Source organism: Aestuariibaculum marinum (assembly GCF_014596975.1).
GTDB classification, from domain to species: Bacteria; Bacteroidota; Bacteroidia; order Flavobacteriales; family Flavobacteriaceae; genus Aestuariibaculum; species Aestuariibaculum marinum.
The window spans coordinates 77288-90821 of sequence record NZ_JACVXD010000004.1 but is presented as its reverse complement, the minus strand read 5'-3'; the positions used below and the strand labels follow the sequence as shown (position 1 = coordinate 90821).

The 13534-nt window shown below is 35.7% G+C and carries 23 protein-coding genes; 1 reads left to right on the top strand and 22 read right to left on the bottom strand.

Annotated elements, in window-relative coordinates; all coding sequences use genetic code 11:
• Nucleotides 1-4: 4 nt before the first annotated feature.
• The 22 genes from rpsE to rpsL all read right to left on the bottom strand — a co-directional run bounded on the left by rpsE (nucleotide 5) and on the right by rpsL (nucleotide 11617).
• Nucleotides 5-529, bottom strand: a complete 525-nt coding sequence (gene rpsE / locus ICJ85_RS09175) for a 30S ribosomal protein S5 (protein ID WP_188223497.1) — start codon at nucleotides 527-529, stop codon at nucleotides 5-7.
• A 5-nt stretch (nucleotides 530-534) separates the two neighbouring features.
• The gene (gene rplR / locus ICJ85_RS09170; protein ID WP_188223496.1) at nucleotides 535-891 is read right to left on the bottom strand and encodes a 50S ribosomal protein L18; all 357 of its coding nucleotides are present in this window, start codon (nucleotides 889-891) and stop codon (nucleotides 535-537) included.
• A 10-nt stretch (nucleotides 892-901) separates the two neighbouring features.
• Nucleotides 902-1444, bottom strand: a complete 543-nt coding sequence (rplF, locus tag ICJ85_RS09165) for a 50S ribosomal protein L6 (protein WP_188223495.1) — start codon at nucleotides 1442-1444, stop codon at nucleotides 902-904.
• Between the two features lie 11 nt (nucleotides 1445-1455).
• Complete coding sequence (gene rpsH / locus ICJ85_RS09160) at nucleotides 1456-1854, bottom strand: 30S ribosomal protein S8 (RefSeq protein WP_188223494.1); 399 nt, start codon at nucleotides 1852-1854, stop codon at nucleotides 1456-1458.
• A 72-nt stretch (nucleotides 1855-1926) separates the two neighbouring features.
• Nucleotides 1927-2196: a 30S ribosomal protein S14 gene (gene rpsN, locus ICJ85_RS09155; protein ID WP_188223493.1), complete on the bottom strand. Its 270-nt coding sequence runs from the start codon at nucleotides 2194-2196 to the stop codon at nucleotides 1927-1929.
• A 3-nt stretch (nucleotides 2197-2199) separates the two neighbouring features.
• Nucleotides 2200-2751, bottom strand: a complete 552-nt coding sequence (gene rplE / locus ICJ85_RS09150) for a 50S ribosomal protein L5 (RefSeq protein ID WP_188223492.1) — start codon at nucleotides 2749-2751, stop codon at nucleotides 2200-2202.
• Nucleotides 2752-2753: 2 nt separating this feature from the next.
• Nucleotides 2754-3065, bottom strand: coding sequence for a 50S ribosomal protein L24 (gene rplX / locus ICJ85_RS09145; RefSeq protein WP_188223491.1), 312 nt, complete (start codon nucleotides 3063-3065; stop codon nucleotides 2754-2756).
• A 15-nt stretch (nucleotides 3066-3080) separates the two neighbouring features.
• Nucleotides 3081-3449 (bottom strand): 50S ribosomal protein L14, encoded by a 369-nt coding sequence (rplN, locus tag ICJ85_RS09140; RefSeq protein WP_188223490.1) that lies wholly within the window; start codon nucleotides 3447-3449, stop codon nucleotides 3081-3083.
• A gap of 2 nt (nucleotides 3450-3451) precedes the next feature.
• Nucleotides 3452-3709 (bottom strand): 30S ribosomal protein S17, encoded by a 258-nt coding sequence (gene rpsQ, locus ICJ85_RS09135; protein ID WP_044637136.1) that lies wholly within the window; start codon nucleotides 3707-3709, stop codon nucleotides 3452-3454.
• Nucleotides 3710-3721: 12 nt separating this feature from the next.
• The gene (rpmC, locus tag ICJ85_RS09130) at nucleotides 3722-3913 is read right to left on the bottom strand and encodes a 50S ribosomal protein L29 (RefSeq protein ID WP_188223489.1); all 192 of its coding nucleotides are present in this window, start codon (nucleotides 3911-3913) and stop codon (nucleotides 3722-3724) included.
• Between the two features lie 13 nt (nucleotides 3914-3926).
• The gene (gene rplP, locus ICJ85_RS09125) at nucleotides 3927-4346 is read right to left on the bottom strand and encodes a 50S ribosomal protein L16 (protein ID WP_188223488.1); all 420 of its coding nucleotides are present in this window, start codon (nucleotides 4344-4346) and stop codon (nucleotides 3927-3929) included.
• Nucleotides 4347-4365: 19 nt separating this feature from the next.
• Nucleotides 4366-5082: a 30S ribosomal protein S3 gene (gene rpsC, locus ICJ85_RS09120; RefSeq protein ID WP_188223487.1), complete on the bottom strand. Its 717-nt coding sequence runs from the start codon at nucleotides 5080-5082 to the stop codon at nucleotides 4366-4368.
• 9 nt (nucleotides 5083-5091) lie between these two features.
• Complete coding sequence (gene rplV / locus ICJ85_RS09115) at nucleotides 5092-5499, bottom strand: 50S ribosomal protein L22 (protein WP_188223486.1); 408 nt, start codon at nucleotides 5497-5499, stop codon at nucleotides 5092-5094.
• A 6-nt stretch (nucleotides 5500-5505) separates the two neighbouring features.
• Entirely contained in the window at nucleotides 5506-5784 is a 279-nt protein-coding gene (gene rpsS, locus ICJ85_RS09110) for a 30S ribosomal protein S19 (RefSeq protein WP_188223485.1), read from the bottom strand.
• A gap of 3 nt (nucleotides 5785-5787) precedes the next feature.
• Nucleotides 5788-6612, bottom strand: a complete 825-nt coding sequence (rplB, locus tag ICJ85_RS09105) for a 50S ribosomal protein L2 (protein WP_188223484.1) — start codon at nucleotides 6610-6612, stop codon at nucleotides 5788-5790.
• Nucleotides 6613-6622: 10 nt separating this feature from the next.
• Nucleotides 6623-6913, bottom strand: coding sequence for a 50S ribosomal protein L23 (gene rplW / locus ICJ85_RS09100; protein WP_188214803.1), 291 nt, complete (start codon nucleotides 6911-6913; stop codon nucleotides 6623-6625).
• A 5-nt stretch (nucleotides 6914-6918) separates the two neighbouring features.
• Entirely contained in the window at nucleotides 6919-7548 is a 630-nt protein-coding gene (gene rplD / locus ICJ85_RS09095) for a 50S ribosomal protein L4 (protein ID WP_188223483.1), read from the bottom strand.
• Nucleotides 7548-8165 (bottom strand): 50S ribosomal protein L3, encoded by a 618-nt coding sequence (gene rplC, locus ICJ85_RS09090; RefSeq protein WP_188223482.1) that lies wholly within the window; start codon nucleotides 8163-8165, stop codon nucleotides 7548-7550. Before rplC ends, rplD begins: the two co-directional genes overlap by 1 nt.
• 128 nt (nucleotides 8166-8293) lie before the next feature.
• Entirely contained in the window at nucleotides 8294-8599 is a 306-nt protein-coding gene (rpsJ, locus tag ICJ85_RS09085) for a 30S ribosomal protein S10 (protein ID WP_188214800.1), read from the bottom strand.
• Nucleotides 8600-8610: 11 nt separating this feature from the next.
• Nucleotides 8611-10737, bottom strand: a complete 2127-nt coding sequence (gene fusA / locus ICJ85_RS09080) for an elongation factor G (RefSeq protein WP_188223481.1) — start codon at nucleotides 10735-10737, stop codon at nucleotides 8611-8613.
• A gap of 6 nt (nucleotides 10738-10743) precedes the next feature.
• The gene (gene rpsG, locus ICJ85_RS09075) at nucleotides 10744-11220 is read right to left on the bottom strand and encodes a 30S ribosomal protein S7 (protein WP_188223480.1); all 477 of its coding nucleotides are present in this window, start codon (nucleotides 11218-11220) and stop codon (nucleotides 10744-10746) included.
• A gap of 22 nt (nucleotides 11221-11242) precedes the next feature.
• Entirely contained in the window at nucleotides 11243-11617 is a 375-nt protein-coding gene (gene rpsL, locus ICJ85_RS09070; protein WP_027138488.1) for a 30S ribosomal protein S12, read from the bottom strand.
• 178 nt (nucleotides 11618-11795) lie between these two features.
• Between rpsL and ICJ85_RS09065 the strand changes: the two genes are divergently transcribed.
• Complete coding sequence (locus tag ICJ85_RS09065) at nucleotides 11796-13490, top strand: POTRA domain-containing protein (RefSeq protein ID WP_317173066.1); 1695 nt, start codon at nucleotides 11796-11798, stop codon at nucleotides 13488-13490.
• Nucleotides 13491-13534: the final 44 nt, after the last annotated feature.

Sequence of the window (13534 nt, the reverse complement as noted above, 5' to 3'; positions counted from 1 at the left end):
ATTTTTAAGCTTTAAAAACTTGTTCAAGTGAAATACCTCTATCTCTAGCGATCGCGTTAGCATCTCTTAATTGTAATAAAGCATCAAATGTTGCTTTTACCACGTTATGAGGGTTAGATGATCCTTGAGATTTAGATAATACGTCGTGTACACCAACTGCCTCTAATACTGTTCTTACAGCACCACCAGCAATTACTCCGGTACCTTCTGCAGCAGGCATGATGTTTACTCTAGCTCCTCCGAATTTACCTTTTTGCTCGTGAGGTAATGTTTTTCCTTTTAATGGAATTCTCACTAAGTTTTTCTTTGCATCTTCTACAGCTTTAGCGATAGCTGTTGCAACGTCTTTAGATTTTCCTAAACCTTGACCTACAACACCAGCCTCATCACCTACTACTACGATTGCTGAAAAACCAAATGCTCTACCTCCTTTAGTTACTTTGGTAACTCTTTGTACACCAACTAAACGATCTTTAAGATCTAATCCACCTGGTTTTACTAACTCTGCGCTTTTATATTTTTGAAACATAATTTTTAGAATTTAAGTCCTGCTTCTCTAGCCCCTTCAGCTAACGATTTTACTCTACCATGGTATAAATATCCACCTCTATCAAAAGCGATAGTTTCTATACCTGCTTTCATAGCTTTCTCAGCAACTGTTTTACCTACTAACTTAGCTAATTCTATTTTAGTAGCTTTTACAGAACTAATATCTTTGTCTCTTGAAGATGCAGCACTGATAGTTTTACCAGTTACGTCATCTACAATTTGAGCATAAATTTCTTTATTACTTCTAAAAACAGTTAATCTTGGTCTTGCTTCTGTTCCAGAAACAATCTTACGAATTCTGTTTTTAATTCTTATTCTTCTTTCGTGTTTTGTCAATGCCATAACTTACTTATTAAGCTGATTTACCTGCTTTTCTTCTTAAAACTTCACCAACAAACTTGATACCTTTACCTTTGTAAGGCTCTGGTTTTCTAAATCCGCGAATTTTCGCAGCTACTTGTCCTACAAGTTGTTTGTCATGAGATGTTAGTTTCACTAATGGATTCTTCCCTTTTTCAGATACTGTTTCAACCTTAATTTCTGGAGCTAAGTCCATTACAATATTATGAGAAAAACCTAAAGCTAATTCAAGTTTGTTACCTTGGTTGCTAGCTCTATATCCTACACCTACTAATTCTAATTCTTTTGTCCAACCTTCAGAAACACCTTTAATCATGTTGTTTACTAAAGCTCTGTAAAGACCGTGTTTTGCCTTTTGGTCTTTAGAATCAGCAGAACGTGTTACTAAAACATTAGTATCTTCAACTTTAACATCTACAGATTCGAAAGTTTGAGTTAATTCTCCTAACTTTCCTTTTACTGTAATTAAGTTGTCTTTTACATCAACTGTAACTCCGTTTGGAATTACTACTGGGTTATTACCTATTCTTGACATATCTTATATTTTTAGTAAACGTAACATAAAACTTCACCACCTACATTGTCTCTCTTGGCTTGTTTACCAGTCATTACTCCGTGAGAAGTAGAAACGATGGCAATACCAAGACCGTTAAGAATTCTAGGAAGTTCCTTTGAACTTGCATACTTACGTAAACCTGGTTTACTTACTCTCTCAATCTTCTTGATTACAGGCTCTTTTGTTTCCTTGTTGTACTTAAGGGCTATTTTAATAGTTCCTTGTACTGTAGAATCATCGAACTTGTAACTTAAAATATATCCTTGCTCGAATAATATTTTAGTGATGTCTTTCTTTAAGTTAGATGCTGGGATTTCAACCACTCTGTGGTTTGCACGCACAGCATTTCTAACTCTTGTCAAATAATCCGCTATTGGATCTGTGTACATAATGAATTGATTTTGCGATTTTGGTTTTCGGCGTTGGTAGCCGAACCTTAAATCTGATTATTTAAAATAATATTACCAACTTGCTTTTTTAACACCAGGAATAAGACCTTGATTGGCCATTTCTCTAAACGTTACACGTGAGATACCAAATGTTCTCATGTAACCTCTAGGTCTTCCTGTTAATTTACATCTATTATGTTTACGAATAGGAGAAGCATTTTTTGGTAACTTTTGTAATGCTTCGTAGTCTCCAGCTTCTTTTAAAGCTTTACGTTTCTCAGCATACTTTGCTACTGTTTTTGCTCTTTTTACCTCGCGGGCTTTCATTGATTCTTTAGCCATAACTTAGTTCTTTTTAAAAGGTAATCCTAATTCGGTTAATAATGATTTTGCTTCTTTATCGGTTTCAGCTGATGTTACAAATGTAATATCCATTCCTGAGATTCTATTAACTTTATCAATATTTATCTCTGGGAAAATGATTTGCTCTGTGATTCCTAAGTTATAGTTACCACGTCCGTCAAATCCTGTAGCTTTAATTCCGTTAAAATCTCTTACTCGAGGTAAAGCAGATGTTACTAAACGATCTAAAAATTCGTACATCATTTCTCCACGTAAAGTTACTTTTGCACCAATTGGCATCCCTTTACGTAATTTAAACGTTGCAACATCTTTTTTAGATAAAGTTGCTACCGCTTTCTGTCCAGATATAGTTGTTAACTCTTCTACTGCGTAGTCAATTAACTTTTTGTCTGCAACTGCAGCTCCCACACCTTTAGATATTACTATCTTTTCTAGTTTAGGAACTTGCATTACATTATTATATCCAAATTCTTCTGTAAGAGCAGCAATTATTCTGCTTTTATACTCTTCTTTAAGTCTAGGTGAATATGCCATAACTATAATACTTCATTAGATTTTTTAGAAAATCTTACTTTTTTATCGCCTTCTACTTTATAACCTACTCTTGTTGTTTCTCCTTTAGAAGTTAACAACGCTAAGTTTGAAATATGAATAGGAGCCTCTTTCTCTACGATACCACCTTGAGGATTTTGGGCACTTGGTTTAGTGTGTTTCTTAACCAAGTTAACCCCCTCAACGATCGCTTTGTTCTTTTCTATTAATACTTTTTGTACTTTACCTTCTGTACCTTTGTGGTCTCCAGCAATTACTTTTACAGTATCTCCAGTTTTTATTTTAAGCTTTGTCATCTTTAATTTAATGTATTAAAGCACTTCTGGTGCTAATGATACTATTTTCATGAATTGTTTATCACGAAGCTCTCTAGCAACAGGACCAAATACACGTGTACCTCTCATCTCACCCGCTGGGTTTAATAATACACAAGCATTATCGTCGAATCTAATATAAGATCCGTCTGGTCTTCTTACTTCTTTCTTAGTACGTACAACAACCGCAGTAGAAACCGCTTTCTTTTTTACGTTTCCGTTAGGAGTAGCATCTTTTACAGAAACTACAATTTTATCTCCAACAGAAGCATATCTTCTTTTTGTACCACCTAGAACACGGATTACCAAAACTTCTTTTGCTCCAGTGTTGTCTGCTACTTTTAATCTTGATTCTTGCTGTACCATAATTATTTAGCTCTTTCTATGATTTCAACTAATCTCCAACATTTAGATTTACTTAAAGGTCGTGTTTCCATGATTCTTACAGTATCTCCAATGTTACAATCGTTTGTTTCGTCGTGTGCAACGTATTTTTTCGTTTTTAACACGAACTTACCATACATAGGGTGTTTTACTTTTTTAACCTCAGAAACTACAATAGATTTCTGCATTTTGTTACTAGTAACAACTCCTATACGTTCTTTTCTTAAATTTCTTGTTTCCATCTTTTAGCAGAATTATTGTAATTCTCTTTTAGTTAATTCGGTCGCAATTCTTGCTACGTCTCTTCTTAAAGAACGTAATTGAATTGGATTCTCTAAAGGAGATATTGCATGAGCTAATTTTAGGTCTGAATAACTCTTTTTTGTTTCACCAAGTTTCTCTTGTAACTCGGCTACTGATAATTCTTTAATTTCTGATTGTTTCATAATATCAAATAAATTATGCTTCGTAATCGCGAGCAATTAAAAACTTAGTTTTTACTGGAAGTTTTTGTGCTGCTAAACGTAACGCTTCTTGCGCTACTTCTAAAGGCACACCTCCAATTTCAAATAATACTCTTCCTGGTTTAACTACTGCCACCCAATATTCAACAGCACCTTTACCTTTACCCATACGTACCTCTAAAGGCTTTTTAGTGATTGGCTTGTCTGGGAAAATTTTAATCCACAGTTGCCCCTCTCTTTTCATGTAACGGGTAGCAGCAATACGTGCAGCTTCTATTTGACGAGACGTGATAAACACAGCGTCTAATGCTTTTATTCCAAAAGTTCCGTTTGAAAGTTGGTGTCCTCTTTGAGACAGACCTTTCATACGTCCTTTTTGTTGCTTACGAAATTTTGTTCTTTTAGGCTGTAACATTTTTCTTTACTTTAAAAAATTACTTTCTACGACGAGGTTTAGAGTTTCCACGTCCGGCTCCACCTTTTCCTTGCTTCTTAGATAACCCAACAAGCGGAGAAAGCTCTCTTTTACCATATACTTCACCCTTCATGATCCATACTTTAACACCCAATCTACCATAAGTAGTGTGTGCCTCAACTAAAGCATAGTCAATATCGGCTCTAAAGGTTGATAAAGGAATACGACCTTCTTTGTAGTGCTCAGAACGTGCCATCTCAGCACCGTTTAAACGTCCACTAATTTCGATTTTAATTCCTTCAGCATTCATTCGCATTGTAGCAGCGATAGCCATTTTGATTGCACGTCTGTATGAAATACGGTTTTCAATTTGACGAGCAATACTTGCTCCTACTAAATATGCATCAAGTTCAGGTCTTTTAATTTCAAAGATGTTAATCTGAACTTCTTTTCCAGTAATTTTCTTAAGCTCTTCTTTTAACTTGTCTACCTCTTGTCCACCTTTACCGATAATAATACCAGGTCTAGCAGTAGTGATAGTAACGGTTACAAGTTTTAGAGTACGCTCAATAATTACTCTACTTACACTAGCTTTAGATAAACGCGCGTGAACGTATTTTCTAATTTTATCATCTTCGGCAAGCTTATCTCCGTAGTCATTACCACCGTACCAGTTAGATTCCCATCCTCTGATAATACCTAAGCGATTTCCGATTGGATTTGTTTTTTGTCCCATACTTCTATCTTAGCTTTGTGTGTTATTGTTAGCTCCAACAACGATAGTTACGTGGTTAGAACGTTTTCTAATTCTGTGTGCACGACCTTGAGGAGCTGGACGTAATCTTTTTAACATGGATCCGCCATCTACTCTAATCTCTTTTACAAATAATTCAGCGTCTTCGATGCTTGCATCTTCGTTTTTAGCTTGCCAGTTTGCAATTGCAGATAATAACAATTTCTCTAAACGGTTTGAAGCTTCTTTTTGGCTAAATTTTAATATGTTTAGTGCTTTCTCAACTTTTTCACCTCTTACTAAATCGGCTACTAAGCGCATTTTTCTTGGTGACGTAGGACAATTATTAAGCTTAGCAAAAGCAACTAGCTTTTTCTCTTCCTTAATAGCGTCTGCCATTTGTTTTTTACGACTTCCCATAGCTTACTACTTTTTACCTTTGTTTTTAGCACCTGCATGTCCACGGAATGAACGTGTTGGTGAAAATTCTCCTAATTTATGACCTACCATGTTTTCAGTAACATATACTGGAACGAATTGACGGCCATTGTGTACTGCGATTGTTTGTCCTACGAAATCTGGAGTAATCATACTGGCACGAGACCAAGTTTTAATTACTGTTTTCTTACCAGACTCAACGTTAGCAGCTACTTTTCTTTCTAATTTATAATGAACGTAAGGTCCTTTTTTTAATGATCTTGCCATGTCTTATTTCTTTCTACGTTCTACAATATACTTATTTGTTGGGTTCTTTTTAGAACGCGTTCTGTAACCCTTAGCAGGAACGCCGTTTCTAGAACGTGGGTGTCCACCTGAAGCACGTCCTTCACCACCACCCATTGGGTGATCAACCGGGTTCATCACTACTGGTCTGGTACGTGGTCTTCTTCCTAACCAACGAGTTCTACCTGCTTTACCACCTACTAATAATTGGTGATCTGAGTTAGATACTGCTCCAATAGTTGCTAAACAGTTAACTAAAATTAATCTTGTTTCGCCTGAAGGTAATTTTACAGTTGCAAATTTACCATCTCTTGCCATTAACTGAGCAAAAGCACCAGCACTACGAGCCATAACAGCTCCTTGACCTGGACGTAACTCTAAACAAGAAATAATTGTTCCTAAAGGAATTTGACTTAAAGGCATTGCATTACCAATTTCTGGAGCTACATTCTCTCCTGAAACCACAGTTTGACCTACTTGTAAACCGTTTTGAGCAATGATATATCTTTTCTCGCCATCTTGATAATTCAATAATGCGATAAAAGCGGTTCTGTTTGGATCGTACTCGATAGTTTTAACTTCAGCAGGGATACCCGCTTTGTTACGTTTAAAATCGATAATACGATACTTCTTTTTATGACCACCACCAATGTAGCGCATGGTCATTTTTCCTTGACTGTTTCTACCACCAGACCTTTTTTTCGGAGCTAATAAACTTTTCTCCGGCTTATCAGTAGTAATGGCGTCATAACCATTTACTACTCTAAAACGCTGCCCTGGTGTGATTGGTTTTAATTTTCTTACTGACATTTGTCTTTAATTACATGTTACTGTATAAATCAATCATTTCACCTTCCGCCAGTTGTACAATTGCTTTTTTAACAGCATTTGTTTTACCATGTTGAAGACCTGTTTTTGTATAACGAGTTCTTCTTTCTGGACGGACATTTATAGTACGAACTTTTTCAACAGAAACACCGTAAGCAGCTTCTACCGCTTTCTTGATTTCTATCTTGTTCGCCTTTGTGTTCACTGCGAAAGTATAGCAGTTTCTTAACTCGCTATCTGCAGTCGCTTTCTCTGTGATTATAGGTTTAATTAAGATACTCATGGTTTCTATTTACTTAAATTTGTTTCAATTCCTTCTAAAGCGCCTTCTAAAACAACTACTTGACTTGCATTTAAAATCTTGTAAGTGTTTAATTCTGAAGCAGTTACAACTTCAGAGCCTTGTAAATTGCGTGACGACAAATATACATTATTATTCGACGCACCCAACACAAATAAAGACTTTTTATTCTCTAAGTTTAAGGCCTTTAGCACTGCAGTGAAGTTCTTAGTTTTTGGAGTTTCAAAGTTGAAATCTTCTAATACAACTACTGATTGCTCTCCTGCTTTAATACTTAACGCTGATTTACGAGCTAAACGTTTAACGTTTTTGTTAAGTTTGAAGCTATAGTTTCTTGGTCTTGGACCAAACATACGTCCACCACCTTTAAACACTCCAGACTTGATGCTACCCGCACGAGCAGTACCTGTTCCTTTTTGCTTTTTAATCTTACGAGTACTTCCTGAGATCTCACCTCTTTCTTTAGACTTGTGAGTTCCTTGTCTTTGGTTTGCTAAGTATTGCTTAACATCCAAATATACTGCATGATTATTAGGCTCAATAGCAAATACTTCGTTAGAAAGGTTTGCCTTTCTTCCAGTATCTTTTCCGTTTATATCTAAAACTGCTACTTCCATTACTTTCTAATAATTACATAAGCGTTTTTGTGTCCAGGAACACATCCCTTAACTACAAGTAAGTTCTTTTCTGGAACTACTTTTAAAACTCTTAAATTTTCAACTTTCACTTGATCATTCCCCATTCTTCCGGCCATTTTCATTCCTTTGAATACTCTCGCAGGATATGAAGCTGCACCAATAGAACCTGGAGCTCTTAAACGGTTGTGCTGACCGTGTGTCGCTTGACCTACACCACCAAAACCGTGACGTTTTACAACCCCTTGGAATCCTTTACCTTTAGACGTTCCTGAAACATCAACGAACTCTCCTTCGATAAAATGATCTACTGTGATCGCATCACCTAATTTGTACTCCTCACCAAAACCTTTAAACTCAACGGTTTTACGCTTTACAGAAGTTCCAGCCTTTTTAGCATGACCAAGGTCAGCTTTAGTTGCGCTTTTTTCTGTCGCGTCATCGAAACCTAATTGAAGAGCTTCATACCCATCAACTTCGTTGGTTCTGACTTGGGTAACGATACATGGACCCGCTTCGATTACTGTACAAGGAATGTTTTTCCCATTTTCATCGAAAATGCTGGTCATACCGATTTTTTTTCCAATTAACCCAGACATATTAAATTATTTATTAATTATTACTATTTGTTATTAAAAAAACTCAAGGCCAAAAATACATTTCAGCCTTGAATTGTATTTTTCCGTTTTTCCCTAACCAGTCGTTAAGGACATGTCGATTGTTCTACTTAAACTTTAATCTCAACTTCAACTCCACTTGGTAATTCAAGTTTCATTAAAGCGTCAATTGTTTTAGAAGACGAAGAGTAAATATCCATTAATCTCTTATAAGAGCTTAATTGAAACTGCTCTCTTGACTTCTTGTTTACGTGTGGAGAACGTAAAACAGTAAAGATCTTTTTGTTTGTAGGTAATGGAATTGGTCCAGTTACTACAGCTCCAGTATTTTTTACTGTTTTTACAATCTTATCAGCAGACTTATCTACTAAGTTGTGATCGTATGATTTTAATTTTATTCTAATTTTTTGACTCATTTTCTTAGATTTTAAGCTTCAACTCCTTTAGCTGCTTTGATTACTTCTTCAGCGATGTTTGAAGGAGTTTCATCGTAGTGTGAGAATTCCATAGTAGATGTTGCACGACCAGAAGATAATGTTCTTAATGTAGTTACATAACCAAACATTTCTGATAACGGAACGATAGCTTTTACAACTTTAGCTCCTGCTCTATCACTCATGTCACTTACTTGACCTCTTCTTCTATTTAAATCTCCTACAATGTCACCCATGTTTTCTTCTGGAGTAATTACCTCTAGTTTCATCATTGGCTCCATGATTACCGCTTTCGCAGCTTTTGCAGCAGCTTTAAATCCTAATTTCGCAGCTAATTCGAATGATAATTGATCCGAATCCACATCGTGGTAAGAACCGTCTGTTAATGTTACTTTCATAGCATCAACTTCGTATCCTGCTAATGGACCATTCTTCATAGCTTCTTTGAATCCTTTTTCAATTGAAGGGATAAATTCTTTAGGAACGTTACCACCTTTAATTTCAGAAACGAATTCTAAACCATCTTTACCTTCTTCTGCTGGCTCTAAAGTAAATACGATATCTGCGAATTTACCACGTCCACCAGATTGTTTCTTATAAGTTTCACGGTGTTGAGCAGTTTGAGTAACAGCCTCTTTGTACTCTACTTGAGGTTGTCCTTGGTTTACTTCTACCTTGAACTCACGTCTAAGACGGTCAACAATAATATCTAAGTGAAGCTCACCCATTCCAGAAATAATAGTCTGTCCAGAAGCTTCATCTGTTCTTGCTGTAAATGTTGGATCTTCTTCAGCTAATTTTGCTAAAGCCATACCCATTTTATCTACGTCAGCCTTTGTTTTAGGCTCTACTGCGATACCAATTACTGGATCTGGGAACTCCATAGATTCTAGCACTATAGGTGCATTTTCAGCAGACATAGTATCACCAGTTTTAATATCTTTAAATCCTACTGCAGCTCCAATATCTCCAGCTTCGATATATTCGATAGCGTTTTGTTTGTTAGAGTGCATTTGGTAGATACGAGAGATACGCTCTTTTTTACCTGAACGGTTGTTTAAGATATAAGAACCCGCATCTAAACGTCCAGAATAAGCACGGAAGAATGCTAAACGACCTACGAAAGGATCGGTAGCAATTTTAAATGCTAATGCTGCGAACGGCTCATCTACAGATGGCTTACGTGTTTCCTCGTCACCAGTGTTAGGATTTGTTCCTACTACATTATCTCTATCTAATGGAGAAGGTAAATAACGACATACAGCATCTAATAAGAACTGAACACCTTTATTTTTGAATGAAGAACCACAAATCATTGGAATGATAGCCATATCCATTACAGCAGCTCTAAGTGCAGCGTGCACTTCATCTTCTGTAATAGAATCTTCATCTTCCATGAATTTTTCTAGTAAGTTCTCATCGTAAGTTGCAACTTCCTCGATTAAAAGCGCACGGTATTTACGTGCTTCTTCTTTCATATCTTCTGGAATATCTACAACGTCGAAAGTAGCTCCTTGTGTTTCATCATGCCACACAACAGCTCTATTCTTAACTAAATCTACGATACCTTTAAAATCTGCCTCGTCACCAATGTTTAATACGATTGGCACCGCATTAGATTTTAACATATCTTTTACTTGTTGACATACTGCTAAGAAGTTAGATCCTTGACGGTCCATCTTGTTAACGAAACCAATACGTGGCACTTTATAGTTGTCTGCAAGTCTCCAGTTAGTTTCAGATTGTGGCTCAACACCATCTACTGCACTAAATAAGAATACTAAACCATCTAATACACGTAATGAACGGTTTACCTCTACAGTAAAGTCAACGTGACCAGGAGTATCAATAATATTGAAGTGATAATCCATAGTATCTGGTAATGGCTGTGCATTTTCCATTGGAAATTTCCACGTACAAGTTGTAGCTGCAGATGTGATAGTAATACCACGCTCTTGCTCTTGCTCCATCCAGTCCATAGTTGCTGCACCATCGTGTACCTCACCAATTTTGTGAGACACTCCAGTATAATAAAGTATACGCTCTGTTGTTGTTGTTTTACCAGCATCAATATGAGCCGCAATACCAATATTTCTTGTATATTTTAAATCTCTTGCCATTTCTTATTAAAATCTAAAGTGAGAGAATGCTTTATTAGCTTCCGCCATTTTATGAGTATCTACTCTTTTCTTAACCGCTGCTCCTTCTTCTTTAGCTGCTGCTAAAATTTCTGAAGCTAAACGTTGTGCCATAGATTTTTCGTTTCTTTTACGAGCGTACCCGATTAACCACTTCATAGCAGTTGAAACTTTACGATCTGGACGGATTTGCATTGGAATTTGGAATGTTGCACCACCAACACGACGACTACGTACTTCTACGTGAGGCATCACATTAGATAAAGCATCTTTCCAAGTCTCTAAAGCTGTTTTTTCTTCGTCAGTTTTTTTAGACTCTACAATATCAATAGCATCATAGAATACTTTAAAAGCTACAGACTTCTTACCATCCCACATCATCATGTTAACGAAACGAGTCACTAACTGATCGTTAAAACGCGGATCCGGTAAAAGCGGTCTCTTTTTTGCTGCTCTTTTTCTCATGTCTTCTTCTTAAAGTTTTAAATTACTTCTTAGGGCGTTTAGCACCATACTTAGATCTACGTTGTGTTCTACCTTGTACACCTGCTGTGTCTAAAGCACCACGAACGATGTGATATCTAACTCCTGGTAAATCTTTTACCCTTCCACCTCTAACCAATACTATCGAGTGCTCTTGTAGATTGTGTCCTTCACCTGGGATATAAGCGTTCACCTCATTACCATTTGTTAACCTTACCCTTGCAACTTTACGCATTGCTGAGTTTGGTTTCTTTGGTGTTGTAGTGTAAACACGCGTACATACTCCACGTCTTTGAGGACAAGAATCTAAAGCAGCCGATTTACTCTTCTTGGTTATTTTGGCTCTTCCTGTTCTTACTAATTGTGAAATTGTTGGCATATAAATTATATATAAAATTTTCAATCCTCTTCTAAGAGGGCTGCAAAGGTAGAAATTAAATTTAAAAATTCAAATCCTAAATCATTAATTTTCAATAGAATTTAAAAAAATATGACATCATAAAATTTATGTGTGGCTTTTCAGTTAGATTTACATTAAAAAACCGCCTTCATTTACTGTGATAAAAAAAATTATCATCTTATTCGTTTTTCAATCTGTTTTAGCTACCAATCTGATTAGCCAAAACTTATACTTAACTATTAAAGGAAGTAATGAAACCGAAACCAAAGTTTTAGAGGCTTTAAACTACAACACGTCGCACCTTAATTTTTTATCGATAAAAAGAGAAATCGATTCTTTACAAAATTCCCTTCAAAAAATAGGATTTATAGAAAACGAGCATTCCGAAATTCTTAAATCAAACGACTCTACATTTTCAACGATTTTTAATCTGAAAAATCAATATCAGTCTATACATATATACTATAACAATACAAATATTACTCCGAAAGTATTAACATATATATCCCGAGATATTACACCAGAGTATTTTACAATTGCTTTTAAAGACATTGAAACCACTTTAAATTTTATAAATAAAAAACAAACGGAAGAAGGCTATCCGTTTTCACAACTCAAGCTTTCGGAAATCACTATTAAAAACTCCACTACTCTAAAAGCAACGTTAATCACAGCTCAGAAAACGGAAAAGCGACAGATTAGTAATATCATCATTAAAGGATACAAGAAATTCCCAGAATCCTATTTAAAACATTTCCTGAAAATAAAACCCGGACAATTATTTAATCTTACTGAAATCAAAGAAAAAACATCTCAACTGAATAACTTAAGATTTGCAACCGAAACAAAATCGCCTGAAGTTCTTTTCTCAAAAGATTCTACGACCCTGTATCTCTACCTCGAAAAAACAAAAAGCAATGCGTTTGATGGTTTTTTAGGTTTCGGAACCAACGAAGACACCAACCAGTTGCAATTTGACGGGTATTTAAATTTAAACCTGACCAATAATTTAAATTACGGAGAAACTTTACGCCTATTATACAAGAGCGATGAGAACGAACAAAAAACTTTTGAAGCCAACGCCTCTCTTCCTTATTTATTTAAAACACCTATTGGCTTAGACCTTCTTTTAAGGATTTTCAAAAAAGATTCCTCTTTTACCGCAGTCAATCAAGCTGCCAAGCTACATTATCAAATAAACCCAAAACACAAAATTTATACAGGTATAACATTAACTGAATCCAACAATTTACTTTCAACAAACATCCCCACCACTTTAATAGATTACACAACCAATTACTATACATTAGCTTACGAGTTTATAACCTACCAACCTAACAATTTACTCTTCCCTTTAAACACCAAACTTTATATAGAAAGCAATTTTGGTTCACGGAAACAGGACAACAACAACCAGAAGCAATCACTTTTTAATATAGACACTTTTAAAATTTTAAACATCAATTTAAAAAACTCCGTATACTTCAAACTAACTGGAGGTATTTTAAATTCAGACGACTATCTAGAAAATGAATTGATGCGCTTTGGTGGCATTAACTCTATTAGAGGTTTTGAAGAAAACAGTATCTACGCATCTCTATTCAATGTTTTAAACACCGAATACCGTTACCAACTCAGCAATTCTATTTATATTCACTCCATTACAGACATCGCCTATTATGAAAATCAAATTACAGATACCGAAGAAAAACTCTATGGTTTTGGTTTTGGTTTAGGAATCTTCACAAAAGCCGGTCTCCTAAAGCTCAATTACGCAAACGGAAAAAATGAGAATACCGCATTTAAAATATCAAATTCTAAGATTCACATAAGTTTAATCGCTTCTTTTTAAGAAAAACACAAACCCCTCAAAACAAACCACTCTCTCACGCAGTA

Excerpts from the sequence above, each read along its gene's own strand:
- rpsE (WP_188223497.1), bottom strand. The coding sequence starts at position 529 with ATGTTTCAAAAATATAAAAGCGCAGAGTTAGTAAAACCAGGTGGATTA.
- rplR (WP_188223496.1), bottom strand. The coding sequence starts at position 891 with ATGGCATTGACAAAACACGAAAGAAGAATAAGAATTAAAAACAGAATT.
- rplF (WP_188223495.1), bottom strand. The coding sequence starts at position 1,444 with ATGTCAAGAATAGGTAATAACCCAGTAGTAATTCCAAACGGAGTTACA.
- rpsH (WP_188223494.1), bottom strand. The coding sequence starts at position 1,854 with ATGTACACAGATCCAATAGCGGATTATTTGACAAGAGTTAGAAATGCT.
- rpsN (WP_188223493.1), bottom strand. The coding sequence starts at position 2,196 with ATGGCTAAAGAATCAATGAAAGCCCGCGAGGTAAAAAGAGCAAAAACA.
- rplE (WP_188223492.1), bottom strand. The coding sequence starts at position 2,751 with ATGGCATATTCACCTAGACTTAAAGAAGAGTATAAAAGCAGAATAATT.
- rplX (WP_188223491.1), bottom strand. The coding sequence starts at position 3,065 with ATGACAAAGCTTAAAATAAAAACTGGAGATACTGTAAAAGTAATTGCT.
- rplN (WP_188223490.1), bottom strand. The coding sequence starts at position 3,449 with ATGGTACAGCAAGAATCAAGATTAAAAGTAGCAGACAACACTGGAGCA.
- rpsQ (WP_044637136.1), bottom strand. The coding sequence starts at position 3,709 with ATGGAAACAAGAAATTTAAGAAAAGAACGTATAGGAGTTGTTACTAGT.
- rpmC (WP_188223489.1), bottom strand. The coding sequence starts at position 3,913 with ATGAAACAATCAGAAATTAAAGAATTATCAGTAGCCGAGTTACAAGAG.
- rplP (WP_188223488.1), bottom strand. The coding sequence starts at position 4,346 with ATGTTACAGCCTAAAAGAACAAAATTTCGTAAGCAACAAAAAGGACGT.
- rpsC (WP_188223487.1), bottom strand. The coding sequence starts at position 5,082 with ATGGGACAAAAAACAAATCCAATCGGAAATCGCTTAGGTATTATCAGA.
- rplV (WP_188223486.1), bottom strand. The coding sequence starts at position 5,499 with ATGGGAAGTCGTAAAAAACAAATGGCAGACGCTATTAAGGAAGAGAAA.
- rpsS (WP_188223485.1), bottom strand. The coding sequence starts at position 5,784 with ATGGCAAGATCATTAAAAAAAGGACCTTACGTTCATTATAAATTAGAA.
- rplB (WP_188223484.1), bottom strand. The coding sequence starts at position 6,612 with ATGTCAGTAAGAAAATTAAAACCAATCACACCAGGGCAGCGTTTTAGA.
- rplW (WP_188214803.1), bottom strand. The coding sequence starts at position 6,913 with ATGAGTATCTTAATTAAACCTATAATCACAGAGAAAGCGACTGCAGAT.
- rplD (WP_188223483.1), bottom strand. The coding sequence starts at position 7,548 with ATGGAAGTAGCAGTTTTAGATATAAACGGAAAAGATACTGGAAGAAAG.
- rplC (WP_188223482.1), bottom strand. The coding sequence starts at position 8,165 with ATGTCTGGGTTAATTGGAAAAAAAATCGGTATGACCAGCATTTTCGAT.
- rpsJ (WP_188214800.1), bottom strand. The coding sequence starts at position 8,599 with ATGAGTCAAAAAATTAGAATAAAATTAAAATCATACGATCACAACTTA.
- fusA (WP_188223481.1), bottom strand. The coding sequence starts at position 10,737 with ATGGCAAGAGATTTAAAATATACAAGAAATATTGGTATTGCGGCTCAT.
- rpsG (WP_188223480.1), bottom strand. The coding sequence starts at position 11,220 with ATGAGAAAAAGAGCAGCAAAAAAGAGACCGCTTTTACCGGATCCGCGT.
- rpsL (WP_027138488.1), bottom strand. The coding sequence starts at position 11,617 with ATGCCAACAATTTCACAATTAGTAAGAACAGGAAGAGCCAAAATAACC.